The following is a 24,302-nucleotide window of genomic DNA, read 5'->3' as shown; positions in this document are numbered from 1 at the left end:
TTGCAACTGATATGCAAATATTGGCGTCTTGTCGGTCTTGTTCTCGTGTTTCTGTTTTTTTTTCGCGATGCTGTTGCTGCGCCAGACTTTGAAGCGCTTGAGAAGAGTGTTGTGCGTATTGTGACGAAGACAAGTCAGGGGATTGGTACGGGTACTGGATTTGTGATCAACGATCGGGGTTATATCGCCACGAATGTACACGTTATTGCCGATGGCAGTTTGATCAAAACAATACCGACAAATTCCAATACCCTGTACGATGTTGACGTAATTGCCATGTCCTATGAATTCGATCTGGCAATCGTACGCGCGCCGGGGATCAATCTTCCACCGATTACGCTTTCGCTCGCGCCATCGAGGAAGGGGCAGAAGGTGTGGGCTATCGGTTATCCGGGGGGAGCCGATAGGAACAGACCTGCCTATGATCCAACTGTACAGGATGGTGTTATTGGTAGAATTTTTTCAGGTGCATGGAAGACTCAAAAATTCAGGATTATTCAACACAACGCGCCTACGAACCCCGGTAATAGCGGCGGCCCTTTGTTGGACGACTGCGGAAGGGTGATTGGAGTTAATACGCAGGCATCACTTGTCGTCATTGCTGGTCCATCTGATGGGGTAACGCGAGTTCATCACGCGGCGGGTATTTACTGGTCTTCTCATATTGAGGAGTTGGCCAAGCTGTTACGCGACAACGCAATCTCTTTTCAATCTGAGGACGATGCGTGTTTGACGGCTGATTCTACCGGGCGTTCTGCGGAGGCAGAACGAACAAAGACTCAAGCCGACGATGCGAGCCAGAGATTTCTTATTTGGATTATATTGTTGGGTGCTGTGGCTTTGGCTGCCCTGATACTTGCCTTGAAGAAGCCCCGGCAACAAATCATTCACGTCGCAGAGTATATCAGCCAGCACTTAAAAGCAAAAGAACCCATCGGAACTGTCCAAAAACGAGTAACCGAAAAACTTCCAGAACACGGTCTGATGCTGGCCGGGTTTGATGGTAATGGCAATCCCATCCGCATTGCTTTACCGCCAAACAGATTCGCGGGGCAGCGTTTGGGAATTTCTTTGGGCAGGCATCCCGAGTTGGTGAATGAAATTATACAGGACCAAAATGTATCGAGACGGCATGCGCGAATAGCTGTACAAGCGGGTCAGTTTTATATTGAAGATTTGAACTCGCGTAACGGGACTTTTCTGAATCACCACAAATTGTCTCCGTTTCAGCCCATGCTTTTAGACTATGGGGCTTTAGTGAGATTGGGTGGTTTGGAGTTCAGAGTTTCAAAGTTGGAATAGGAGCATCCTGGAAATGAAAAAACGCAGCCGAGAAATTAACATTTTTAGCATGTCTGCGCTCGATTTATTCGCTTCGGCAATGGGAGCTTTTATTTTGATTACCATTGTGTTGTTTCCCTTTTTTCCAAATCTGGGCGATTCATCAAAACGTATAGTTGAAGAAAAAGCCAGATTGGAACAAGAGCGGGCTAAACTAAGGCAGGAAAGGACTGGGTTGGAACAAGAGCGGGCTAAATTGAAACAGGAGAAAGCCAAAGTTCCAAAAACAAAGGTTGAAGATGCTGAACTGCAGCGAGAAAAAGCCAGATTGGAACAAGAGCAGATCAGATTAAAACAGGAGCGGGTCAAACTGGAACAAGAAATGGCCAAACTGGAACAAGAAAGAGCTAAGCTGGAACAAGAGCGGACTAAAGCCCCGAAACCCCAAAATAATCCACTTGAAGAACGAATTAAAGCTCTGGAAAAGCAACTCAATGGCACATCTGTTTTACTGGGTATTAAGACCACAGCAAGAAAATTTGTCATTGTAGTGGATATGTCAGGCAGTATTTATCAACCTCGTGGACAAGACTATCGCCAATTCATCACATTGTCAGTACGAGATATGCTTGCTTCTTTTCAATCGGAAATAGAATTGGTTCTTATTGGTTTTCACTCCCCAAATCGCAGGGCGCGATTGCATTTTTGGCCTGAAAATAGGCGTTATTTTCGAGTACAGAAGAATACGCGAAATCGCGTTGTAGCGACCATAAACAATTGGATGGGTCTCGTGGATGGTGGTACGCCAACCCGCGAAGCTCTGACGGCAGCACTGGCGCTTAATCCCGAAGAGATTATTCTATTGAGCGATGGTGCTCCCTCGGAAGATTGGCGGCAGGTCGTCAATGCTGTAACGGCTCAAAATAGAAAAAAAATACCGATACACGCTGTCGCTATTGGCATCTATGTCACAAAACGAGATTTTATCGATTTTCTGGTGCAGTTGACAAAGCGGAATGGTGGTTACTTCGTAGGTGCCAAACCCGGTTGAGAGGATTTCGAGATGTCTAAATTTTCTATTTATCGAATTGGTCGCGGTTCGGATGTGGATATTCGCATTGATGACAGCACAGTGTCTCGCGTTCAGGCGGAATTGGTTGTGACTGCGAAGGGGGCGTACTATCTAACCGATTGCGGTAGTAGCGGCGGAAGTTGTGTTGCGCGAAATGGCGAGTGGCAGCCTATTACGCAGGGTTTTATAGCTCCGATGGATGCAATTTTGCTCGGTCGGTATCAGACGACCGCACAGCAACTTATGGCGATGGTTAAGCAAGGCGACCGGGATATTGTAAGACGCAAGGATGATTTGCCCGAGGGGCCAGTGCGTCGCAATGTAGATACGGGTGAAATTATAGGAGACGAGGACTGACATGGCAACGGATCAAACAGTGGAAATAAATCAACGCCTCATTGCATCTGGCATCGGTTTGGGAATCGGTATTGTCCTTATTGCGCTGCTGAGTACTATCTTTGATAATCCCGATTCACAGGTGGGTGCTTTTTTGCTCGATCGCCACACGGAAAATTTTCCTTATCCATTTACGATCCAGAATGTCATGTGGCTGATGTTTTGCATGGGATGTGGCGAGTTGTGGGGGCGATTCAACCAGTCCAATTTGGAGTTGGCACAGATCTCCAGGCGATACCTTCCAGAAGATGAAGAGACCATGTTGCGGGCACAGGACCTGGGAACTCTCTATCAAAAGATGCGCCCCATGGATGGGGAACGGACTTTCTTTTTACAACGCTTAATCGCGCGCTGTATTTTGCAATTTCAGGGGAGCAGATCGGTCAATCAGACCAATTCTCTGTTAAATTCTTCTCTGGAATTATTTCAGCACGAACTTGAACTCAAATATACTATGCTGCGATATCTCGTCTGGCTGATTCCTACGATGGGTTTTATTGGCACGGTGGTGGGGATTGCGTTTGCACTGGATTATGCGGCGAGTGTTGAAAATCCACAAGATCCAAAGTTGCTGGCGCAGATCACCGGGCGGCTGGGTGTCGCGTTTTACACGACCTTACTCGCTCTGATTCAATCAGCACTGTTGGTTTTTGCACTGCATATCGCGCAAGGTAGAGAAGAGATGGCTTTGAATCAATCGGGCCAGTACTGTTTGGATAATTTAATCAACCGACTTTATGAAAAATAGGAGGGTAGTGTTATGCCTGTTTATCGCGGACCCGATGGTAAGATTATTGAAGAGAAAACGAATAAAGGAGAAGATGCGACCCAGCCGACTGATAGGGCACAAAGGCCGATGCCGCCAGCACCACCGGGCGGTGATCAAGCCGCTGGTTCTGGGCGTTTGGATGCACCTACTCAAAAGATGGATGCGAGCGGTTCTCAATCCCAAGCGATTCCTGAAGAAAAGACCCGGATCGTAGGTGGTCGTCGCAGGCAGGAAGATCAAGCGCGTCTGGAAGAACGCGCTGAGGAATCCAACGGTATGGATGATCCGGTTGTGGGATGGTTGGTTATTGTCAAGGGACCAGGAAAAGGAAGGGCCATGCAATTGGGTTATGGTTCTAATTCGATTGGACGCGGAGAAACTGACCGCGTCAATCTCAATTTCGGTGATGATCAAATTTCGCGTGGCGGACATGCTACTGTGACCTATGATCCGCGTGGCAGGAAGTTTTATGTGCAGCACGGTGGGGGTACTAATCTAACCTACCTCAATGATCAGCCCGTGCTTACCCCGGTTGAACTGCCCGCGTTGAGCCATATTAGCATCGGCAATACGGTTCTGCGATTTATGCCCTTATGCGGCGATGCATTTGATTGGCAGGATACAGAAGAGAGTCAGGAATAGCGATTGTCATTGCGGCAGGGCGTCGAGTCACCACGCGCCTACCGGAGGCAGGGGATATCCTCACTACAACGCCAGTAATCCAGTAGTTTTGATTGTCATTGCGGCATGATCTTAGCCGCAATCCAGAAGGTTTTGATTGTTATTTTTTTGACGGAAAAAATACATCATCAAGAGAAATGCTATGAACGATGCACAACAACCCCTTAACGCCTTACCCCAGGGGTACCGGCTTCAGGAATACGAACTGGTACGTGTCCTCGGCTTTGGCGGATTCGGCATGACCTATCTCGGCTTTGACCACAATCTGGACAAAGCCGTTGCTATCAAAGAATACCTCCCATCCGATATTGCTACCCGTACAAGCGATAACAGTGTTGCCCCACAAGCGAGTCAGTTTCGAGGTGATTTTGAGTGGGGATTAGATCGCTTCGTGGATGAAGCGCGTGCCTTAGCTCGCTTTGATCATCGCCACATTATTAAGGTGTATCGTTTCTTTGAGGCACATGGTACGGCGTATATCGTGATGGAATATGCTGAGGGTGAGACCTTATCGGCGTTTTTGGAACGCAAAGGGACATTGAAAGAATCTGAGCTCAAATCCATACTGTATCCGATCCTTGATGGTCTGGAGGTGGTGCATAGGGCAGATTTTTTGCATCGAGATATCAAGCCGGGTAACATCATCATTCGTGATGAGGATGATTCGCCCGTGTTGTTAGACTTTGGTTCAGCACGTCAGGCAATAGGTGCTCGAAGTCGTTCAGTTACGTCAATTATTACGCCGGGTTACGCGCCGATAGAGCAGTATTCGAGTCGGGGAGATCAAGGCCCCTGGACAGATATCTATGCATTGGGCGGTGTATGCTATCGAGCATTGACTGGTGAAGTGCCGTATGATGCGACGGATCGCATGCGTGATGATCCTCTGATTCCAGTGTCTGAGCGATGTGCAGGTCAAGTGAGTGCAGAATTTCTGTCTGCAATAGATTGGGCGTTGGCTGTGGATGAGGGAGATCGTCCGCAGAGTATCACTGAATGGCGTGCAAAGTTGGAAGGGACGACAGTCACTGCTTTTCCATCAGGCGACGACAGTTCGATTTCTGTTGCTCCTGTTGAGGAGGCAAGTACACCATCTGCTGTGTCTCAAGTTGTTGCATCCGAGTCAGAGCGACAACCAAGGGTCCACGGCAAGGTGCTGTGGGGAGCTTTGGGTTTGTGTCTATTGCTTGTGAGTTTAGGGGGGTATTTGTGGTGGGAAAACAAAAAATCTCAGGCCAAAATTGAACGGTATGAGGAGAAATTTAAGGAAGCTTTGAAGGATAAGGATTTCATTATAGCGGGTATCTATGTGGATTCGATACGTGTGATTGATTCAGATGCGCCTATGTTGTCAGAATTGGAAAGTCGTTTGTCATCATCACGCCAAGCGGAGAGGTGGCGTCAAGAACAGGCTGAGAAGCAGCGTCAAGAGCAAGCAAGATGGGTAGCCGAACAGGCTGAGAAGCGGCGTCAGGAACAAGCAGCATTATTGGAAAAGCAACGTCAAGAGCAAGCAAGACTGGTAGCCGAACAGGCTGAGAAGCAACGTCAAGAGCAAGCGGCATTATTGGAAAAGCAGCGTCAGGCATTTGTCGCAAAGGTAGGGCGCATGCCACAGCCGAGGGGAAGACACAAGGGTGAGACGGACCTGCACATTACAGCGAAACTGAACTTACCTATGCTGACTATATTCCTGCTCAAGTCAGGAGCCGATATAAACGCAAAAGATAATGATGGCAATACGCCGCTGCATTGGGCAGCGTATAAAGATGCTTCTGCGACAGCCGAAATATTGCTCAAGGCCAGCACCAATATATACGCCAAAAACAACGAAGGCAGGACGCCACTACACTCGGCGGCGTTGCAAGATGCTTCTGCGACAGCCGAAATATTGCTCAAGTCAGGCGCCGATGTCCACGCAAAAGACAACACTGGCAGAACGCCGCTGCACTGGGCGGCGCAGAAAAACGCTCATAGGATGGTAGAGGTATTGCTCAAACATGGAGCCGATGTCAACGCGAAGATTAATGGAGTGACGCCGCTACGCCTTGCGATTGGGCAAAATGCTCGTGAGGCCGCTGAGGTGTTGCGTCGTTATGGAGGGCGAGAAAAATAGCAGTGTTGGGGCAACGCGGTTTTATTAATGTCGATAAAAGGAGGAAATAGTATGGCGGGACAAGGTTCGGGCGGTAATGTTCTTGCAGCTTTGTGTAGTTTTTTTATTCCGAGTTTGGGGCAGTTGCTTCAGGGACGTTTGCTAATTGCCCTTTTCCAATTTGTTCTGGCGGCTATCCTGTGGTTTATCTGGATGGGCTGGTTGATCCACCTGTGGTCAGTTTTGAACGCGGCCCGATGAAGGCCATGAGTGCATACACAGTAATACTGATAATCGTGCTCAGGTAGAACACGCGATTAAGAGGAAGTATATGGATCTTTTAGACGGACGATTTGCCGCGCAGCAAATTCCCGGTGGACGGGAATATCAGGAGGACGATTACGGCCTGATTGAGCCGGGTGATCCCGATGCTGATGGGAGCGAAGTCTTGTTGATAGCTGATGGGATGGGTGGGCACGTCAGCGGCGGTACGGCGAGCAGGACGGTGGTCAAGACCTTTGTGGAGATCTATCACGACACGGATGGGCCGATTCCAGATCGTCTCCGGGTCTGTCTCAATGCGGCCAATGATGCCCTCGCCGAAGCAATCAAAGAAAACCCTGAATTGGAGGGCATGGGATCGACTGTGGTCGCAGCCGTTGTTTCACAACACGGACTCGACTGGATCAGCGTGGGCGATTCTCCTTTGTGGTTGTTCCGCGATGGCAAGTTACACCGTCTCAATGCCGATCATTCGATGGCACCAGTGCTTGCGAACCTGGTGGCGGTTGGGCGTATGACTGAGGAAGAAGCGGCGACGGATCCCAAACGCCACGCTCTACGCTCGGCGGTTATGGGCGATGAAATTCACATGATTGATGTCTCCTCGCAACCTGTTGCTATTCGGAAAAGCGACCGCCTGTTATTGGCGAGTGATGGTTTAATGACACTGGAGGATGAGGAGATTGCGGGTATTTTACAGGACATGCAGGATGATACTCTGTCAGAAGTCGTTGAGGCACTTATACATGCTGTGGAAGAAGTCGGACATCCCAATCAGGACAATACTACGGTGTTGCTCTATGCTCCGGAGACAGATTGTGGGGTGGAAGAGCTTCCCTTTGATGCTGTTCAGGAGGAGTCCAAACAGCGCGAGGGTCTTCAGCGACAAGGACGAAAGAAGAGCCTGTTTTGGATATCGTTATACGGGGTCTTGATAGCACTTGGAGTGGTTTATTGGCTTACGTCGCACATGTCTGATAAAGAGGCGGCGATTGAACCTCCAGAGGCACCGCAGGAAGAGCCTACTAAACAGGATGTTTCTCCACCAGCTACTGGCACGGAAACGATTACTTCTGATTTGCCAGAAGTGCAGACCGGGGGCAAATCTCCACAGGCAGAGCCACCTGCAAAGGATGCGCCAGCACAACTCGACACAGGCAAGGTGAATGAGGAATCATCGAAGAAAGAAACCGAAGACATTCCAGCGCAGCGATCAACAACACCCGACACTACGACCCAATCGAAAGGAACGAGGTGAACGAAGCACAACAACCTCTTAACGCCCTGCCACAAGGGCACCGACTTCAGGAATACGAACTGGTACGTGTCCTCGGCTTTGGGGGATTCGGCATGACCTATCTCGGCTTTGACCACAATTTGGACAAAGCCGTTGCTATCAAGGAATACCTGCCGTCTGATATTGCTACACGTACAGGTGATAATAGCGTTGTGCCACAAGCGAGCCAGTTTCGAGGTGATTTTGAGTGGGGATTAGATCGCTTCGTGGATGAAGCGCGTGCCTTAGCTCGCTTTGATCATCGCCACATTATTAAGGTGTATCGTTTCTTTGAGGCACATGGTACGGCGTATATCGTGATGGAATATGCTGAGGGTGAGACCTTATCGGCGTTTTTGGAACGCAAAGGGACATTGAAAGAATCTGAGCTCAAATCCATACTGTATCCGATCCTTGATGGTCTGGAGGTGGTGCACAGGGCTGATTTTTTGCATCGAGATATTAAGCCTGGCAATATCATCATCCGAGACGAGGACAATTCGCCTGTGTTGTTGGACTTTGGTTCAGCGCGTCAGGCGATAGGTGCAAGGAGCCGTTCAGTTACGTCAATTATCACGCCGGGATATGCGCCGATAGAGCAGTATTCGAGTCGGGGTGATCAGGGCCCATGGACAGACATCTATACGTTGGGGGGCGTATGCTACCGCGCATTGACGGGTGAGGTTCCGGATGATGCGACAGATCGGATGCGTGATGATCCTCTGATCCCAGTAGTTGAGCGATGTGCGGGTCAAGCGAGTGCTGGATTTTTATCGGCGATAGATTGGGCGTTGGCAGTGGATGAAGGGGATCGCCCGCAAAGTGTGGCAGCTTGGCGTGTTGCGCTGGAGGGGGAGGTACCAGGTAGTGTGGATGAGGAACTGTCAGTCACAAGGTCTGAAACCGCAACCCGATCAGAAGTGCAGGATCAAGAGAGAGATGATGCCCCACCTGTGCATCATTCCACTAAGTCCAAAGGAAAGTTATTTGTTGCGTTTGCCTGCGTGGTTGCTCTGTGGGCCTGTGCCGTCGTCTATTATTATTATCTCCCCGATCAGCGTCGTCGGACACAGGAAGCAGTAGGGGTAGATGCGGCGCGTGAGTCAGCGCGTCGTCAAGAACAGAGGGTAGTCGGGAGATTCAGGGACTGTAATGAATGTCCGGAGATGGTGGTGGTCCCATCAGGTTCGTTCACGATGGGGTCTCCCAGCGGGGAGAAAGGCCATGATGATGAGGGTCCTCGTCATGCTGTGCGTATAGATTATCGGTTTGCAGTGGGCGTGTATGAGGTAACGTTTGCCGAGTGGGATGCATGTGCAGATGCTGGTGGTTGCGATAGGTATGTTTCTGATGAGGGTTGGGGCCGTGGGAATCGTCCGGTGATCAATGTGAGTTGGAAAGATGCGCAGTCTTATGTGCGTTGGTTGTCTGCAAGGACGGGCCATAAATATGGATTGCTGAGTGAATCAGAATGGGAGTATGTGGCGCGATCAGGTACGGATACACGGTATAGCTGGGGCAACGAGATAGGTCGCAACCGTGCCAATTGCGATGGTTGTGGCAGTCGGTGGGATGCTGACAAGACGGCACTAGTGGGTAGTTTCAGAGCCAATGCTTGGGGCATTCACGATATGCACGGCAATGTGTGGGAGTGGGTGGAAGACTGTTGGAATGATAGCTATGTGGGCGCACCTACCGACGGTTCTGCGTGGGAGTCTGGTAGTTGCGATAGGCGCGTGTTGCGTGGTGGTTCGTGGTACGACGAACCGTGGGTCTTGCGTTCGGCGAATCGCAGTGGGATTTACACCGTTATCCGGGACCTCAGCAACGGTTTTCGAGTTGCCCTGCGTTTTTAACTCTTGCTTCTTTACATCTTTGTAGGGAAGATAAATGAGGATGGGATTTTTCTCACCAATTTAGAAAAAGAGGTTTTGTGCAGTTACGGTGATAGATCAAATGCAGGGGCAATGCGATTTGGTTGGTAAAAAAAGATACCGCCACTCACAGAAGCGCGAGTGGCGGCTTGTGAAACGCGACGGATAAAACAGCGTGATTTTCACTCCTGAGAGATTGGGGTCAGGATGAACGGATTTGCGATTGTCATTTTGCCAAAACGCTTGAGAAGTTGGGCTTCGTTATGTTTATCGAGGTTCTCCTCGCGGATCACGCGCTGGACAGCTGGTTGTCCCAGGCCGGGGATGCGAATAGCGAAGAACGGCCACAATACTTCGGATTCGTAGGGCTTGTCTGTATGGGGAAAGTCAATGAGAGGGCAAACATTCGTCTGGCACCGGAAATCATCGGTGTACTCGAAATGCCACTTTCCGTCATAGAGAGACAGATATCCTACATCCAGCTTGCGGTATTGCAAACGCAAGTTGGCTTCCTCGTGTTTCGGAGTTCGAAGTTGCTCCCGGCCGTCTTGTCGGGATAAAATTTTCTTCAGGGTCGAAATAGAGATCATGTTGTGTCCATTTGCCGTGCTGAGTCGGAAGATGGTGCGAACTCAGCATACGGCTCTATCTCCCGCTCAATTTTGAGACGTACTGTGTGCTCGGCGACATCGAGATCGTAGTGGGTTTGAAGATTCATCCAGAACTCAGGGGTCATGCCAAAGTAGTGACCAAGGCGTAGCGCGGTATCGATTGTAATTCCATTAATTCCATGCACGATAGCGTCTAAGTCCTTCTCCGAAACCTTGATCCCTTGAGCAAGGCGAGTCACACTGAGATTCATCGGAATAAGAAACTCATCGCGCAGGATTTCACCAGGATGTACAGGCGATAGCTGGTGTCCGGAGACCACATCCGAGAAATCGATCTCTCGTCGGTCCAGTTCTGCGCGTTTGATGGTCATGCTTTTACCTCTTCCAATCTCGTATCCGCTTTCCTTTGTGTTTACAGAGGAATTTTTCCAGAATTGCCGAAAATAATAGCCGATTTGATCTCGCGTGTCAAGAATTGTCGTGACTAATCAAGAAAACCTTGCTCGGCTACCCAACGGGCGGTACATTGTATAGATGGACTGTTATTGCTTCACTTAAGAGGATTTGCAGGTGAAAATAGATGCCGCGGAAATTCGATATGTCGAGTTGCCGCTGATTTCGCCGTGGCGCACGGCTTATGGCGAGGATGCGACGATTCATTCGGTGATGGTTAAACTCTCGAGTGGAGGAACCGTTGCCTGGGGTGAGGCTACGCCGTTTTATGCGCCGACCTATTCGTCCGAATCTGCCCGATCTGTTTATGAGACGGCGCAGGAATTTTTTTTGCCCTATCTGGTGGGAGAGCAGATAGAGACGGCGGCGGAACTGATGGCGCGGATTGCGGTGTTTAAAGGCAATCCCTTTGCCAAAGCGGCTGTAGAGACCGCGTGGTGGGCATTGGATAGCAAGTTGAAGGGCATACCGCTCTGGCAGTCGCTGGGAGCGACCGATCCGACAGTGGTATGTGGTGCTGATTTTGGTGTACAGGATACGATTGATGAACTTTTATCGCTGATCCAGGGGGCTGTGGATGTAGGGTATCCGCGTATCAAATTGAAGGTACGACACGGGTGGGATATCGAGGTGCTCAAAGCCGTACGCTCGACTTTTCCCGATCCCGTGATTCATGTGGATTGCAACTCGGGATATGATTTGAACACGGATTTTGATACGCTCAAGGCATTTGATCAGTTTAATTTGGCGATGATTGAACAGCCATTGGATCATCTGGATCTGATCGAGCATGCGGAGTTGCAAAGCCAAATTGAAACGCCTGTGTGTTTAGATGAGTCAGTAAAACGTCCGCGGGATTTTGAACTCGCTTTGAAAATTGGCGCCTGTCGCGTGATCAATGTGAAACCAGGCCGCGTGGGAGGTTTGTTAAACGCTGTGAAAATTCACGACATGGCGCGCGATGCGGGTATAGATGCGTGGGTGGGCGGGATGCTGGAGAGTAGTGTTGGCGCTGGGATTTGTGCGGCGTTGGGCACGTTGCCGGGATTTAACTATCCGGCAGATGTTTTTCCCTCCCGCAAGTTCTATGTTGAGGATATTACAGACCGGTGGGTTGAGCAGGATGAGAATTGCAATGTAGTACTGGATGAGACGCCCGGCGTTGGGTTTGATCCAGTTCCTGGGCGTCTGGAGAAAGTGACGGTTATGAAAGCAGTTATAGAGGCGTGAAAGCAATGATAAAAAAATAACAGTCCTACCGGATTCGGTAGGACTCTTTTATTTAGATTAGTTCACTTTCCTTAAGCGAGCGCAAATTCCCCTTCTATTGGTTCCACAGTGACGGATACGGTGAGCGCGTGTTGACCACCGCCCAGGACTACGCCTTTGAGAGGGGTGACATCGGCAAAGTCACGGCCCCATGCCACGGTGATGTGCCGGTCACCGGGTATGAGATTGTTGGTCGGATCAAAGTCGATCCAGCCGTGATTGGGCAGGTACACAGAGAACCAGGCATGGGAGGCATCCGCGCCAATCAGGTAATCTGTGTCGGGGGAGGGCAGGGTCTCGAGATAGCCGCTTATATAGCGCGCGGCCAGACCCATAGCGCGGAGGCAACCGATGGCCAGGTGGGCAAAGTCCTGACACACGCCTTTGCGGTGTTTGAATACATCGGATAATGGCGTGGATATGGTGGTAAATCCAGGTACGTATTCAAAGTCGTTGTAGATGCGTTGGGTGAGGTCGCTAACCGCTTCTATAAAGGGACGGTCTTTAGAAAATGACGGTTCTGCATATTTTGTCAACTCGGGGACGGTAGTGGCTTTGGGAGAATCCAGTACAAATTGGCGCACTGAAAGAAGGTCGGGATCGGTTGTGGTTTTGAGGATGTGACACACGGTTTCCCAGGGCATATCGCTGGTCAATCGGGTTTGCGATACGATATGCACATCGCTTTCGGCTGTGACTGAGAGGATATTGTGGGGTTGTTCGATGGAAAAATAGGCGGTTCGGTTGCCAAAAAAATCTTTTCGCTCGCGAAAGGATGCTGGCTGTGGATTGATGGTGATGTGGCTATTCAAGCATGTCTGATTAAAAAAACTGCGCGGGCTCAATCGGGCTTGATTGTGAGACAGACTCACGGTCTCTGCATATTCGTAGTGGCTCTGATGTGTGATGCGATAATTCATGCGCCAAAGTTCCGGTGTGGGTGACCGTCAATCACCCAGGTGTCTTTGCTGTGTACAAATGTATGCGTAGGAACGACAAAATTGCCGCGCTCGGGTGCGCTGCGCGTGAGACCTCCGGGCATTACTGAGTATGTATTTTGGTGGGAGACTGCAAAGGCTGTGAGGGTGGTGTAGCGAGATTCGAGGTGGCCGTTGATCAGGGAAGGTGCCGTTGCAAAGCTGACGTGTTCCAGGCCTGCGTAATGGGTGGGATTTGCCCTGATGCGATCGCGCCAGACTTCGCGCTCGGCACGGCTGAGCAAGGCGCCGAAGACGCGGGGGATAACGGATTGCTGATCAATTGGACAGAGAACCAGGCTGTCGAGATGATCGAGCACATAGTTCATTTCTCGCGCTTGCCCGCACCACCAGGTGGCCACCGAGGGCAGGATGAGATCTTCGCCCAGCAAGTGTCGTGCAATGCCGGGCAAAAAAGGCATCAAGCCCAGATTTTCGAGCATGCTACTGCCCAGGGGATTGGCAATGGCTACATGCCCATTTCGCACGGCATTGAGCAGACCGGCAACGCCGAGTTGCGATTCTTCGTTGAGTTCCAATGGGTCGCAAAAATCGCCATTGATGCGGCGCAAAATGATATCAACAGGATGCAAGCCATCAATGGATTTGAGCCACATGCGCCCATCGCGCACGGTGAGGTTATCGCCTTGCACAAGGGTATAATCCAGATAAGCCGAGAGATATGCATGCTCAAAATAGGCGGCGTTAAAAGGCCCCGGGGTCAGTACGACGATCCGGGGGTTTTCTTTATCGTGAGGAGCAATTTCAGATAGACCGGCCTGAAAGGTGCGAAAAAAATTAGCCAGACGTCGCACATTGCAGTTGTTGAACAAGGCGGGCATGATGCGCGACATCGTGGTTCTGTTTTCGAGCGCGTATCCCAGGCCCGAAGGCGCCTGTGTGCGGTCGTACAAAACCCACATCTGTCCATCGGGTCCTCGCGCGAGATTGGCGGCATAGACGCGCAATTGATGCTCGGCAGGCAGAAAGATATCTTTGCAGGACCTCAAAAAACCGGCGTGATTATAGATGAGCTCAAAAGGCAACAGACCCTCTCGGATGAGTGTTTGGGGACCGTAGATGTCTTTGAGCACGAGGTTGAGCAATTCGGCGCGTTGAGACACCCCTCGCGCAATATGGGTCCAGTCATTGGCCTGAAGCAGCAGAGGTATAGGATCGAGTTCCCAGGGGTGGTGCAAGCCATCGGGATCGCCATTGTACGTAACGCCGTTTTCGCGTAGTCGCGCTTCCTGGTGGCGGCGCGCGAGTTCTTTGCTGCCCATGCGTTCTATTGCGCGAAAAAAAGGATGCCAATGGGCGCGTACTCCGTCTTTTGGATCCCACATTTCGTCGTAAGAACCGGGTTCGATGGCGTACCCTTCGAGCATAATATCGGCAATTGGGGTTTTGGACAAGGCTGATTTCCTGTACAACAAAAAAAGAGGAAGATTTCAGGCGGTCGTGGAGGAGGGTGAAGTTGCGAAGAAGGTCTCAAATATAGCGTTGTCAAGCCGGTTGAGGCGCGTTTGAAATGCGTCGAGGTATTCGTGCAGACCCCGCGTGATGATTTCATCGATGCTGGTGTAATCCAGTTCGGCGAGCAGGCGACCCAGTACTTGTTCAGATGTGTTTTGGAAAGAGCTTTCGGGTGTGCCTGATATGGTGTGCAAGGATTGATTGGCTCTGGAGAGACAGTATCGAATAGCGCGGGGAAATTCGCGGTTTAAGAGCAAGAAATCGACCACATTATGGGGGTCGATAGGGCCATATTGCTTGCGATACATTTCGAGGGCACTGGCAGATTTGAGCAATGCCGACCACTGGATATTGTCAAAGGGCGTGCCCACATCACCAACTTCGGGCAATAAAAAAAAGTATTTGACATCGAGGATGCGCGAGGTCTTATCGGCGCGTTCTAAGTCCCGCCCCAGTTGAGCAAATTGCCATGCTTCATTGTGAGACATGGTGTTGCGCTGAATGCCTGTGAACAGGTGACTGGCCATGATGATATCTGTAAAGTAGGTATGGGGAGTATCCTGTGCTTGGGGTTTGTCGATGTTTTGCACCTGCAAGTAGAATTTGTTAATCTGTTCCCACATTTCCGGTGAAATAATTTCTCGGATAGAACGCGCATTTTCACGGGCGTTTTGCAAGCAGGAGATAATGGAGTTGGGGTTTATGGGACTAAATGTCAGGAAGTCAATGACGCTGGCTTGATTGTCCGTTGCGTAGTTTTCGTAGAACAGGTCCTGATCGCCAGTGGTGAGCACAAGCGGTTCCCACTGCCCTTTGGCTTCAACGGGCAAGTCGAGCATCAAGTGGCAATTGACCTCGATAAAGCGGGCGACATTTTCGGCGCGTTCAAGATAACGACTCATCCAGTAAATGGATTCTGCTGCGCGGCTTAACATAAGGTGGCTCGTGCGTGTTAGTGCGTTTGTGAAAGATACCTGGACGGGACAAATGGGTCGTCACTGTCGTATAATACCCAGGTGTCTTTGCTACCCCCGCCTTGTGAAGAGTTGACCACCAGAGATCCTTTTTTAAGGGCTACACGCGTCAGCCCACCGGGCAAGACATAAATGTCTTCGCCATTGTAGAGGACATAGGGCCGCAAATCGACATGCCTACCTTCAAAGTGGTCTTCTACCAGAATAGGGCTTCGCGAGAGTGCAATGGTGGGCTGTGCAATATAATTGCGTGGGTTTTGGGTGATGCGGTTGGCAAAGTCTTCGCGTTCGGCTCGTGTGGAATTCACGCCAATGAGCATGCCGTATCCGCCCGACTCATTCGCGGCTTTGACCACGAGGTTGTCCAGGTTTTCGAGTACATGCTGGCGTTGCTTGTCGTCCCAACAAACATAGGTGGGCACATTGGGCAGCAGGATGTCTTCGTTGAGATAATATTTGATGATTTGCGGCACATAAGCATATACGACCTTGTCGTCGGCAACACCTGTGCCGGGTGCATTTGCGATGGCTACCTGACCGTTTTTATAGACCTCCAGGAGGCCAGGTACGCCCAGCATGGAATCGGGACGAAAGACTTTTGGGTCGAGAAATTCGGCATCAATGCGCCGATAAATAACGTCAATGCGCTGGAATCCTCGGGTCGTTCGCATCGATACAGAACCATCGGCAACGACGAGGTCCCGCCCTTCGACCAATTCGACACCCATTTGTTGGGCGAGAAAGGCATGTTCAAAATAGGCCGAGTTGTAGATGCCGGGTGTGAGTAAAACGACCGTTGGGGATGTGACATGGGAAGGAGATAGAGAGCGCAGTGTGTTGAGCAATTGAGCGGGATAGTCATCGACGTGTCGCACATGAGAAGCTTCAAATACTTCCGGAAATATGCGTTTGAGAACCTCGCGATTTTCAAGCACATAAGACACGCCCGAAGGACAGCGCATGTTGTCTTCGAGGATGTAAAACTGACCGTCTCTATCGCGCACGAGGTCAATGCCGGAAATGTGACACCACACATCTTTGGTTGGCGAAAGGCCAATGCAGGGTTTTAGAAATTCTTTGGCTGTGTCGATGACGTAGCGGGGAATGATGCCGTCTTTGAGGATTTTTTGCTCGGCGTAGATGTCGCAGAGGAAGAGGTTGAGGGCCTGAATGCGTTGCTTGAGGCCATTTTCGATGTAGGTCCAATCAGTATGAGAAACGATGCGCGGAATGATGTCGAAGGGAAAAATTTTTTCAACGCCAGCGTCGTGGCCATACACGTTGAATGTGATGCCCATGTTCATCAAGGCCAGTTCGGCGGCCTGATGGCGTTTTTGGAGTTCGTCTTTGGAGAGTTCGCCGAGTTTTTCGAGGAGCAATCGCGCGCCGGGATGGGGCGTGTTCGGAGATTCAAAGAGTTCGTCGTAAAATCCGCCGAGTTCATAAGATGAAAAGTCCATGTGTTCACCATCCAGCAAAAGAACGGCTTACGTGACGTGGCGACAAAAAATAATAAGGCGGTGGAGAGCACCTGTCAATTGTTTTTTGGGTAGAACGACGGGTCGGGATTTTAGGATGAGCAGGATGAAAGGCGGGAGGTATCCGCAGGCATGTCCCTGCAGGTGTAAGCAGGGATGGACACAGAACCATCACATTGACCACGTACTGCAATTGTAGTATATTTTTTATTGAATCGTAAAATGCGGTTTTAGTCTATTATTTTTTTCTACTTCAGGTCATTATTTTGAGGGGGTATGGTTATGGCTATCGCTACTCAAAGTTTCCAGGATCGACTGATGGACGGGGATATGACTCTGGATGTTTCTCCGGAGGTGGATCCGGGCAATCTGGTGTATCACAAATTGTGCTCTGCTGATGATTTTGAAGAAGGCGAAGGGAAGCCGTTTACGGTGGAGGGCACCCACATCGCCGTTTTTCGCTACGAGGGGGAGTTCAATGCGGTAGATAACCGCTGTCCGCACATGGGATATCCGATGTCCGAGGGCAGCGTTCGGGACGGGGTCCTGATCTGTCACTGGCACCACTGGGAGTTCGACCTTAAGACGGGCGGTTGTTTCATAACCTCTGGAGCTGGAAACGATCTGAAGAGCTTTCCCGTGGAGGTGCGGGATGACGGATGTCTGTACGTGGGGCTTGCGCCGGGCGAAAAAGAGGCGGCCAGACGCCGACAGATTGACCGGGGGAAGTATATTCTTGAGCAGGGTTTGAAAGATCGGAGCTCGCTCCTGATTGCCAAGGCGATTACCGCGCTAAAGGCTGCGGGTGCCACGCCGCAGGAGATGATCCAGCAGGGACTTTTTTACGGGGCATATAAATCGAATGAGGGTTGGTCATCGGGAGTGGCCATTTTGACGCTGGCTGCAAATATGTGGGAAGATGTGGGCGAGAGGGACCACAATCTTTTCCTGGTCCACGGGCTGACACAGATTTCCAGACGCACATCAGGGGGTTCGCGGCGGCAGGGTTTCCCTTTGCCCAAAACATCGGACGAACCGGACCTGGCGACCCTCAAACGCTGGTTCCGGCGGCTGGTGGATCAGCGCAGCAGCAGCGCTGCACAGCGTATTCTGATGACCCTGTACGACCGTGGATATTCACCAGAAGAGATTGCGGATATCGTTTTTACCACGGCGACGGATTTCTATTTTACCGGGGACGGTCACGCGCTCGATTTCGCGAATAAGATGTTCGAGGCCTTAGATTATGTAGATTGGGAAGGGGCGAATGAGATTTTGCGACCGATTGTGGTAGATTTAGTGGGCAGGGAACGACACGAGGAGACCGCCCGGTGGGAAGACAGCGTGCCGGTCCTGGAAGATATTTTCACCCGTCTGGACGGGATGTGGGAAGCGAACCAGGAAAACGAGGCACCGCTGGATATTTCTGCTTTTACGCAGACGCTGCTGGGGGAGGAGTTTGAGCCGATTGTCGCCGAGATCGAAGACAAATTGCGCGAAGGTGTGAAGCCCACGGATATCTGCCGGGCGATGACCTATGCCGGGGCCATCCGCACAGCGCGGTTCCACCTCAAGAACGAGGGGGACTGGCACGATGTGGCGAATATTTACTCTTATGCCCATGCCCTCTATCGCGCTTTCCACCTGGCGCCGAGCGCAGAGCTTTTACGCGGCATTTTCCACGGCGCTGTGTTTATGACCTATTTGCGCTGGCTCAACATGCCAGCGGCCCGCCTGCCCAGGGAAGGACAGCGGCTGAACGAGACGTTCGCGTCTGAGGACAAGATGTTGGACCGGCTACAGGAGTTTGCGGATTTCCAGAAGGTCTTCGAGGCTGAGGTGCTGGTAAGCCAGTACCTGGAGGAAGGATACGATATCACGAAACTCAGGCATACTTTGGCCCATATTATGCTGCGCGAGGATGCGGAGTTGCACATGTTCCAGGTGCTGGAGGTGGCGTTCCGGCACTACGACCTGTCGGACGATCCGAAGGAGAAGCGTATGCACCTGCTGGCGGCGACCCGGTATATTACCGCCCAGAAGGTGATGAAGGGAATTCTGTGGTCCACGGAGAACGCGGAGCGGCTGCAGCGCGGGGAACTGCTAAGCGAGCGGGATGATGATAATTAGGCCAAGGGGCAAGGTGAAGGCATAGGGCTGAACAGGCAGTAGCAGGCAACATCCTGCTACTGCTTTTTTGTGTGCCACTCACTATCTGATCGATAGAAATTTTCCACCTTGTCGCGCCGATTCTTCGGCTGTGATGCAGGCATTGGCAACGGCGAGGGTATCGTCTGTTGAGATTGAGTTTTCTTCGCCACGCGAGAGTGCATCAATCATATTTTCGACAAATGTGTGATTAGTTGAGGGAGGGAGTTTGGGTTCGTAAGTGCCCGATTTGTTGGAGACAATGAGCACGTGATCGTCGGCATAGGCACGCAAGTGTGCCGAACCTTCGGTGCCCATAATAATGAATCGCGTGTCGCCAAAAGATCGCGCATCGTTTGGGGTGAGCCAATCGGCAGTGGCGGTGGCCAGTGCGCCATTGTCGAGTTGAAACGAAGCCTGGACGTGATCGAATATGAGGCCCGTGTCGATGTGTTTTTTGAGTGTGCCGAGCGCGTGAACACCTGTGTATTCTGCGCCGGTGAGCCAGCGAACCTGGTCCACCCCGTGGCCTGCCAGGTCGTGGAATGTACCCACATATTTGTCAGCATCGAAGTAGAGTGCAGGGGGATTGGCGCCGAGTTTGTGCGGATGTGTGGTGATGAGGCTTACGAGGTCACCCAAATCGCCGTTTTGAATCGCCTGTCTCAATGCGATAAAGGCTCCATAACTACGAGATGTGAAAAAGGTCGAGAGTTTGATATTGTTTTTTGCAACAGCGGTTTTGATGCGTTGTAATTCTTCCGTCGTTCGGCAGAGCGGTTTGTCGAGTAGCATGTGGACGCTGGCTGCCGCGCACGTTTCAATGACAGGCGTTTTTTCGTGATGCTCGAGACCCTCAATTACCAGATCGGGTTTTGCTTTTTCAAGCATCTGGTCGAGTGTGGCAAAGCGGGTGATGTTGTGGTCTGCGGTATATTTTTCGCAAAGCGCGTCATCGGATTCTACAATGCCGACGATTTCGCTATTTGGCACATTGACTGCCGAGTGAAACATACCACTTATATGTCCGTAGTGCATGCCCATAATACCGATTTTCATAATAGCGTCCTTCCTACGCTCGCCACCTGTGCGATTCGAGCACCATATGTGTTAAAAAAAGAAAAAAAGCCGCAGCACTAATAAAAAATACCACGTCGTGGGTATCGACAACACCGTGAATCATGTCTCGGGTGTGTTCGATGAGGGAGAGAAATTTCAAAATAACAAAAAATATGTCGCTGGCAAAACGCGCGGCCCAGTCGATAATCCACAGTAGAATTAGAAAGAAAAAAGACAACACAGCCGCGATAATCTGATTTTCGGTCAAAGACGACGCCAAAATGCCCACACTGATAAATGTGGCGCCAATAAGCACTACAGCCAGCGCACCGGAAAAAACGGGCCCCCAGTCTAATTGCGCATGCATAGACAATACGCCAATATAGCCGAAGGCCATCGCTTCGATTAGCAAATACAATACATAACAAGCGAGAAATTTTCCTATCAAAATTTGTGCTGAAGTAATCGGTGAGGTCATCAACAACTCATACGTACCCCCGCGTTTTTCCTCAGCGTAGAGACGCATCGTGAGCATTGGAATCACGATCATCCAGATAAAAGTCTGAAATTCAAAAAATGGTGTGACAACCTCTGTATTGACGTTTAGTAGAATTTTTTCTTCGCGTTCTGCCAATTTCAGATATACGGTCATATCGTGAAATTCGAGCAACTGGTTGCGAAAAACAAAGCCACTAAATAGCAAAAACACACCGGCCATCACGTATGCAATTGGCGAGCCAAAATACGACCGCATCTCTTTGCCAAAAATCGCCATTACATTACCCATCACCCCTCCTCCTCGTTCATGGTCAGCGCTTGAAAAATTTCTTCCAAAGACATGGCATCACGCTTCATTTCCACCAGTCCCATGCCCAATCCTACAATGCGAGCCGATACTGCGGCACTCAAATCAGCTTTAGCTGGCCAATGGACGTGCAGCCCATTGTTTGTTCGCGTCACATCGCTAATCCCTTCAATAGTGGCAATGGCTTTGGCCGCGATGTCCATATCGCCCGATATCCGAACAAAAAACCGCGTTGTGTCGCGCATATTAGCCGTGAGATTTTCAGGGGTATCAACAGCGATAATCCTACCTTCGTGGATAATGATTACGCGATTGCAGGTCATTTCAACTTCGGGCAAGATATGCGTGCTTAAAATCACCGTGCGCTCCTGGGCAAGTTCGCGGATCAATTGTCGCACCTCTATGATCTGATTGGGATCGAGACCCGAAGTTGGCTCGTCCATAATGATTACCTCAGGGTTGTGCAATATCGCCTGTGCAAGCCCTACCCGTTGCCGATATCCTTTGGATAAATGACCGATGAGTTGCTCGGTGCGCCCCACAAGTCCGCATTGAACGACGACTTCATCAATTCGCCGTCTGGATTCTTTTGGCGCAACCCCCTTGATTTTAGCGATAAACTCCAGATATGTACGCACGCGCATATCGCGATACAGGGGCGGCAATTCAGGCAAATATCCAATGCGCATTTTGACTTCCAATGGATTGTCAAAAATATCGTAGCCGGCAATGCGTGCCGTGCCTTCTGTGGCGGGCAAAAAACAGGTGAGTACGCGCATGGTCGTGGTTTTGCCCGCGCCGTTTGGTCCCAAAAAACCGACAATTTCACCCTTACCCACTTGAAATGAAATGTCGTCAACAGCCGTAAACGCGCCGTAGCGCTTTGTCAGGCGATCAACTTCTATCACACCTTACTCCTTTATCCCTTAATTTTTTTTGCCCGCATCCTGAAAAATTGCATCAACGGTTCGTGATACGCCCCTTGAGTCGAAATATTTACAGCGTCTAAACCCATGCGATGAAACAACGCTTCGCGGTCATCGCGCTCTTTTCGCGTCAGCTTTTGAAATGCATCGCGCACTGCTGCATCGCCGAAATCGACCATGATGCCTTCGCCCGTCTCGGCATCTTCTAACTCCACTATGCCAATTGCAGGCAGGTCGTACTCCCGAGGGTCTTCCAGCGCTATCGCTACCAGGTCGTGACGCCGATTTGCAACCCGCAGTGCTTTTTCATAGTTGGAAGCAAAAAAATCCGATACCAGAAACACCACACTGCGCCTGTAGGTTACGCGATTCAAATACTCCAATGCCGCATCGATATTTGTACCGCGCCCCGAAGGTTGAAAATACAACAACTCTCGAATGACACGCAGCACATGCTTTTTGCCCTTTTTGGGGGGGATAAACAACTCAACTTCGTCGGTAAAAATGATCAGTCCCACGCGATCGTTATTCTGAATTGCTGAAAAGGCGAGCAAAGCGCAAATTTCAGCACCTATCTCGCCTTTCATTTGCGCCACCGTTCCAAAGTCGCCCGACGCACTCGCATCCACCATCAATATTACGGTGAGTTCGCGCTCCTCGTCGAACACCTTGACAAAGGGGTCGCCCATACGCGCTGTCACGTTCCAGTCAATTGTGCGAACATCATCGCCGGGCTGATATTCTCGCACTTCTGCAAATGCCATTCCCCTGCCCTTAAATACCGAATGGTACTCGCCGGCAAAAATCGTGTTCACCAGATTGCGCGTGCGCAACTCAATGCGCTTCACTTTTTTGAGGATTTCAGTTGGAATCATGGTAAAAACTATCACGGCACTTCAACGTGATCGAATATTTGGCGTGCGATTTCTTCGGAGTCAATTTCTTCGGCTTCTGCCTCGTAAGTTACCAGCACGCGGTGACGCAACACATCCAGTCCAATGGCTTTCACATCTTCGGGGGTGACATAGCCGCGATGGCGCAAAAACGCGTGTGCTTTGGCAGCGCGGGTCAGGGCGATAGACGCGCGCGGCGATCCGCCAAATTCGATCAGGGCGCGCAAATCATCCAGACCATAAGCCGCCGGATCACGGGTTGCCAACACGAGATCGACGATATAATCTTTGATTTTGTCATCCACGTAAATCTCGTCGGCTACGCTTCGCGCACGAATGAGATCGTCAGTTGTTATAACGTTCTCGATCCGAGGGGTTGCATCGCGGCTCATGCGATCGACAATAGCGCGTTCTTCCTGTTTATTGGGATATGTTACCCGCACTTTCAGCATAAAGCGATCGACCTGTGCTTCGGGCAGTGGATAGGTCCCCTCTTGTTCGATGGGATTTTGCGTGGCCAGCACCAAAAATGGATCGGGCATGGCAAATGTTTCGTTCCCAATGGTAACTTGACGCTCTTGCATGGCTTCGAGCATGGCACTTTGTACTTTTGACGGTGCGCGATTGACTTCATCGGCGAGTACGAGTTGGGCAAAAATAGGTCCCTTTTGAGCTACAAATTGGCCCGTCTCCCTGTGATAGACCATTGTGCCGATCAGGTCGGCGGGCAACAAATCGGGTGTAAACTGAATGCGTTTAAAAGACGCCTGAATCGCCTGAGCCAATGAATTGACGGCTAAAGTTTTCGCAAGACCGGGAACGCCCTCGAGCAGGACATGGCCGTTGCACAACAGACCGATTAACAGCCGTTCGATCATGTCCTGCTGCCCAACAATGACCTTGCCCACCTCGGCCAATAACCGATCGACAAACACGCTTTCGCGCCCAACCCGCTCATTGATTACCTGAATATCTTGTCCAACTGTCATTGCATCACTCTCGACTTATTGGTTTGGTACGCAACCACTGTTCGGGCGCTTTGCCCAAATTTGCAATCGAAAATTCGGCATCATCTACCAGCTCAGAGTTTGGATATGTATCAACCACCTGCTGATAGGCTATCTGCGCCTGTTTGTAATCGCCGAGTTGATCGTAGATGTAGCCAATCATAAATTGTGCCTGTACACAATACCGGCTCTGCGGAAATCGCGCGATCAGGGTTTCGTATCGCGCAATAGCTTCTTTGTGTTTCTGCTGATTCATCAACACCCGAGCCAGAGCCTGTAGTGCCACCTCAGCGCGAGGATCGTCGGGAAACTGCGCCAGAAATTCCGCCAATTTGACCTCGGCCACTGGATACGACGCCATATCGTGCGCGGCTTGTTCGCCCTCTCGAAATAGCAGATCCGCAGACTGGTCTTGTCCCTCACAGGCGACAAATAGTGGCAAAAAGAATAGAAATCGAAATCTGTGCATCTTTTTCCATCTCCTTTGCTTATTCAAACTT

Annotated in this window: 23 protein-coding genes; 11 read left to right on the top strand and 12 right to left on the bottom strand. The window is 50.6% G+C overall.

The genetic code is table 11. The annotated features are described in order from the left end of the window. The 9 genes from F4Y39_00995 to F4Y39_00955 all read left to right on the top strand — a co-directional run bounded on the left by F4Y39_00995 (position 1) and on the right by F4Y39_00955 (position 9,708). Positions 1-1,302: an FHA domain-containing protein gene (locus tag F4Y39_00995; protein MYC12280.1), complete on the top strand. Its 1,302-nt coding sequence runs from the start codon at positions 1-3 to the stop codon at positions 1,300-1,302. 13 nt (positions 1,303-1,315) lie between these two features. After that, positions 1,316-2,332 (top strand): hypothetical protein, encoded by a 1,017-nt coding sequence (locus tag F4Y39_00990; protein ID MYC12279.1) that lies wholly within the window; start codon positions 1,316-1,318, stop codon positions 2,330-2,332. 12 nt (positions 2,333-2,344) lie between these two features. Next, entirely contained in the window at positions 2,345-2,710 is a 366-nt protein-coding gene (locus F4Y39_00985) for an FHA domain-containing protein (protein ID MYC12278.1), read from the top strand. A gap of 1 nt (position 2,711) precedes the next feature. Then, entirely contained in the window at positions 2,712-3,497 is a 786-nt protein-coding gene (locus tag F4Y39_00980; protein MYC12277.1) for a MotA/TolQ/ExbB proton channel family protein, read from the top strand. A gap of 108 nt (positions 3,498-3,605) precedes the next feature. Further along, positions 3,606-4,160, top strand: coding sequence for an FHA domain-containing protein (locus tag F4Y39_00975; protein MYC12276.1), 555 nt, complete (start codon positions 3,606-3,608; stop codon positions 4,158-4,160). Between the two features lie 181 nt (positions 4,161-4,341). Further along, positions 4,342-6,315: a protein kinase gene (locus tag F4Y39_00970; protein ID MYC12275.1), complete on the top strand. Its 1,974-nt coding sequence runs from the start codon at positions 4,342-4,344 to the stop codon at positions 6,313-6,315. A gap of 51 nt (positions 6,316-6,366) precedes the next feature. Continuing rightward, the gene (locus tag F4Y39_00965; GenBank protein ID MYC12274.1) at positions 6,367-6,555 is read left to right on the top strand and encodes a hypothetical protein; all 189 of its coding nucleotides are present in this window, start codon (positions 6,367-6,369) and stop codon (positions 6,553-6,555) included. A gap of 70 nt (positions 6,556-6,625) precedes the next feature. After that, positions 6,626-7,834, top strand: coding sequence for a serine/threonine-protein phosphatase (locus tag F4Y39_00960; GenBank protein ID MYC12273.1), 1,209 nt, complete (start codon positions 6,626-6,628; stop codon positions 7,832-7,834). Then, positions 7,831-9,708, top strand: a complete 1,878-nt coding sequence (locus tag F4Y39_00955) for an SUMF1/EgtB/PvdO family nonheme iron enzyme (GenBank protein MYC12272.1) — start codon at positions 7,831-7,833, stop codon at positions 9,706-9,708. Before F4Y39_00960 ends, F4Y39_00955 begins: the two co-directional genes overlap by 4 nt. 200 nt (positions 9,709-9,908) lie before the next feature. Here F4Y39_00955 and F4Y39_00950 read toward each other — a convergent pair whose 3' ends face one another. Next, a complete protein-coding gene (locus F4Y39_00950; protein MYC12271.1) occupies positions 9,909-10,316 on the bottom strand; it encodes a hypothetical protein in 408 nt (135 codons plus the stop codon). Then, positions 10,313-10,708, bottom strand: coding sequence for a HigA family addiction module antidote protein (locus F4Y39_00945; GenBank protein ID MYC12270.1), 396 nt, complete (start codon positions 10,706-10,708; stop codon positions 10,313-10,315). Before F4Y39_00945 ends, F4Y39_00950 begins: the two co-directional genes overlap by 4 nt. 199 nt (positions 10,709-10,907) lie before the next feature. On the opposite strand from F4Y39_00945, the gene menC reads away from it, so the two are divergent. Next, the gene (gene menC / locus F4Y39_00940) at positions 10,908-12,020 is read left to right on the top strand and encodes an o-succinylbenzoate synthase (GenBank protein ID MYC12269.1); all 1,113 of its coding nucleotides are present in this window, start codon (positions 10,908-10,910) and stop codon (positions 12,018-12,020) included. Positions 12,021-12,091: 71 nt separating this feature from the next. On the opposite strand, the gene F4Y39_00935 is transcribed toward menC, so the two are convergent. Genes F4Y39_00935 through F4Y39_00920 form a run of 4 tightly spaced genes read right to left on the bottom strand, consistent with a single transcriptional unit; the run spans position 12,092 to position 16,946 of the window. Next, positions 12,092-12,979: a transglutaminase family protein gene (locus F4Y39_00935; protein MYC12268.1), complete on the bottom strand. Its 888-nt coding sequence runs from the start codon at positions 12,977-12,979 to the stop codon at positions 12,092-12,094. Then, complete coding sequence (locus tag F4Y39_00930; protein MYC12267.1) at positions 12,976-14,451, bottom strand: circularly permuted type 2 ATP-grasp protein; 1,476 nt, start codon at positions 14,449-14,451, stop codon at positions 12,976-12,978. The genes F4Y39_00935 and F4Y39_00930 overlap by 4 nt, the downstream gene beginning before the upstream one ends. 36 nt (positions 14,452-14,487) lie before the next feature. After that, a complete protein-coding gene (locus F4Y39_00925; protein ID MYC12266.1) occupies positions 14,488-15,447 on the bottom strand; it encodes an alpha-E domain-containing protein in 960 nt (319 codons plus the stop codon). Between the two features lie 17 nt (positions 15,448-15,464). Then, on the bottom strand, positions 15,465-16,946 hold the full coding sequence (locus tag F4Y39_00920; GenBank protein ID MYC12265.1) for a circularly permuted type 2 ATP-grasp protein: 1,482 nt from the start codon (positions 16,944-16,946) through the stop codon (positions 15,465-15,467). A gap of 294 nt (positions 16,947-17,240) precedes the next feature. Between F4Y39_00920 and F4Y39_00915 the strand changes: the two genes are divergently transcribed. Continuing rightward, positions 17,241-19,094, top strand: coding sequence for a Rieske (2Fe-2S) protein (locus tag F4Y39_00915; protein MYC12264.1), 1,854 nt, complete (start codon positions 17,241-17,243; stop codon positions 19,092-19,094). A gap of 81 nt (positions 19,095-19,175) precedes the next feature. Here the strand turns inward: F4Y39_00915 and F4Y39_00910 are convergent, their stop codons facing one another. The 6 genes from F4Y39_00910 to F4Y39_00885 are packed head-to-tail and all read right to left on the bottom strand — an operon-like array spanning position 19,176 to position 24,271. Then, positions 19,176-20,171, bottom strand: a complete 996-nt coding sequence (locus F4Y39_00910; protein ID MYC12263.1) for a Gfo/Idh/MocA family oxidoreductase — start codon at positions 20,169-20,171, stop codon at positions 19,176-19,178. A gap of 13 nt (positions 20,172-20,184) precedes the next feature. After that, positions 20,185-20,958: an ABC transporter permease subunit gene (locus tag F4Y39_00905; protein MYC12262.1), complete on the bottom strand. Its 774-nt coding sequence runs from the start codon at positions 20,956-20,958 to the stop codon at positions 20,185-20,187. Continuing rightward, a complete protein-coding gene (locus F4Y39_00900; GenBank protein MYC12261.1) occupies positions 20,958-21,884 on the bottom strand; it encodes an ATP-binding cassette domain-containing protein in 927 nt (308 codons plus the stop codon). The genes F4Y39_00905 and F4Y39_00900 overlap by 1 nt, the downstream gene beginning before the upstream one ends. A gap of 11 nt (positions 21,885-21,895) precedes the next feature. Further along, on the bottom strand, positions 21,896-22,777 hold the full coding sequence (locus F4Y39_00895; protein ID MYC12260.1) for a DUF58 domain-containing protein: 882 nt from the start codon (positions 22,775-22,777) through the stop codon (positions 21,896-21,898). Between the two features lie 11 nt (positions 22,778-22,788). Then, the gene (locus tag F4Y39_00890) at positions 22,789-23,784 is read right to left on the bottom strand and encodes a MoxR family ATPase (protein ID MYC12259.1); all 996 of its coding nucleotides are present in this window, start codon (positions 23,782-23,784) and stop codon (positions 22,789-22,791) included. Between the two features lie 4 nt (positions 23,785-23,788). After that, positions 23,789-24,271, bottom strand: coding sequence for a tetratricopeptide repeat protein (locus tag F4Y39_00885; GenBank protein ID MYC12258.1), 483 nt, complete (start codon positions 24,269-24,271; stop codon positions 23,789-23,791). Positions 24,272-24,302: the final 31 nt, after the last annotated feature.

This window comes from Gemmatimonadota bacterium, assembly GCA_009838845.1.
Taxonomy (GTDB): Bacteria; Latescibacterota; UBA2968; order UBA2968; family UBA2968; genus VXRD01.
This window is presented reverse-complemented; position numbering and strand designations above follow the sequence as displayed.